The sequence below is a fragment of the Nonomuraea deserti genome, from assembly GCF_004348685.1.
Lineage (GTDB): Bacteria > Actinomycetota > Actinomycetes > Streptosporangiales > Streptosporangiaceae > Nonomuraea > Nonomuraea deserti.
The window spans coordinates 1-1,759 of the sequence record NZ_SMKO01000393.1 but is presented as its reverse complement, the minus strand read 5'-3'; the positions used below and the strand labels follow the sequence as shown (position 1 = coordinate 1,759).

Sequence of the window (1,759 nt, the reverse complement as noted above, 5' to 3'; positions counted from 1 at the left end):
CAACCAGCCGAGCCGCTGTGCGATCTTCCTGGCGCGGGCGAGGACGGCGGCTCGAGGCGCCAGCACACCGAGTGGATCGTGCTTGCTCACCGCGTCACCTTCTGCGGCGCCGGCGGACTGGGCGTGCTGATCGGCATTCAAGGCCGTGCCCGGTCCCAGGGCATCACGCTCGCCCTGACCGGTGTTTCGCCCAGTGTGGGCCGGCTGCTGCGCATCACCGGTCTGGACCAACGCTTCCCCATCATGGCGTGACCGGCATGCCGACCCCGCGATGCCGGGGACTCGCATCGCTTGCAGGCTTTGAATCAATGGAACGACGGCGCGCGATCACGGCCGCCTCGTCCCACCGACGAACCGGCCCTCGCCATGAGCGCCCCCGGCGCCGGACCAGCTACATCCTGGACTGGCCGGCGGCACTGACCGAGATGCAGTGCTACCTGAGCGACACCTTGCCGCGCCTCGACGTCCAGGCGCTTCGCAGGGCTGGTGGCCTGCGTGACGCTACCCCTGATGGCCTGTTCTGGATGGACACGCTGCGTTCGGCGACCAGGGCGATCTGGCGGCTCGAGGAGTATCCGGGCGACTTTCTTCATTTGCCAGATCATCAACCTGAGCTCGCGGCCACCAGCGCCACCGGAGAGGTCAACGACCTGGCTAACCGTCAGGTCAACCTGACGTCGAGTTTCTTCCCATCGGGGCTCTGCCCGACGCGAGGGCAGTGTACTCGGTGATCACCTTTCGGGTATGAGTCTGATCGTGGCGGCACGCGCGGCGGGGCTGACGACGCTGCCGATGATGTTGCTGCCGTAGCGGCGGTACTTGGTGCGGTAGACCTCGTCGATCCGGTCGTGGACGGCGGAGTCGCCGGGACGCGGACGTCTCCTCGCTCATGAACGCGTCTTCCGTCCTCGGTAGTCGTGGTAGAACCTACCCCGCGGCCGGGCGAGACCGGGTGACCGCACGTCCGTTAGGGGTCTACTGTCGGTAAATCCGCCCCGCCGGCTCAGCACCTCGATCAGCCGGACACAGTCGTCACCGCCATCGAGGTTCGCGGCCATGTCCCTTTGCGGTTCGCACCGCCAAGCGAGGTGAGCGCGGCGAAGGCCGGATCGACGGTCGATGCAGCGCCGAGCATGCTACTCTCCTGGGCCTTCAAGACACAGGCTCCCACAGGTCCACGTCTCCCGGGAGCGCTCTGGAAACGCGTGTGGCCTCGACACGCTCCGGCGGCATCGTCGCCCGCCGCGCGTATGGCTGGAGGGACGCGTAGCGTAGCCGTTGTGACGCATCAAGACGCGCCGAACGACCCGCCACACGACGCGGTGGCTCCGGTTGCCGCGCTGGTCGACGCCTGCCGGCACTTCGCCACCCACGTGCGGCTGTTGGCCGACCGGCTCGGTGTGGCGGAGCTGAGCGACGACGACGTCCAGTCGGTCCATGATGCCGTCCATCAGGTTTTCACCGCGGCAGGGCTGGCGGGCGCGCTTGCCACCGGGCTGCAACGGCACACCAGTGAGCAGGACTGCCCGCACTACAACGTGCTCACCGACGCCGAGTGGGCTCCGCTGGCGGAGAGCGGCCGGCACGAACGCAAAGTCGTCTACGGGTGCGAGCTGCAGCCTGGCCACGCGGGCGCCCACGCGGCGCACGTCCAGCTGCTGCCCGGACTCGACAGGTCCGTCTGGATCCGCTGGGACATCCGCTCCCGAGAATTCGTCACGCTACCGCCGTGCCCAGCCGAACGCGCCGACCCCGACCC

Annotated in this window: 3 protein-coding genes and 1 pseudogene; 3 read left to right on the top strand and 1 reads right to left on the bottom strand. The window is 68.4% G+C overall.

The genetic code is table 11. From position 1 onward, the window contains the following. A partial coding sequence (locus tag E1292_RS50275; protein WP_132606856.1) for an STAS domain-containing protein occupies positions 1–252 on the top strand: 252 nt, incomplete at its 5' end. A 56-nt stretch (positions 253–308) separates the two neighbouring features. Next, positions 309–731: a hypothetical protein gene (locus E1292_RS50270; RefSeq protein ID WP_132606855.1), complete on the top strand. Its 423-nt coding sequence runs from the start codon at positions 309–311 to the stop codon at positions 729–731. Here the strand turns inward: E1292_RS50270 and E1292_RS50265 are convergent. Further along, positions 732–854 (bottom strand): annotated as a pseudogene (locus tag E1292_RS50265) (DUF2255 family protein); the annotation flags it as partial. Positions 855–1,280: 426 nt separating this feature from the next. Here E1292_RS50265 and E1292_RS50260 point away from each other — a divergent pair. Beyond that, on the top strand, positions 1,281–1,759 hold a 479-nt coding region (locus tag E1292_RS50260; protein WP_132606854.1), incomplete at its 3' end, for a hypothetical protein.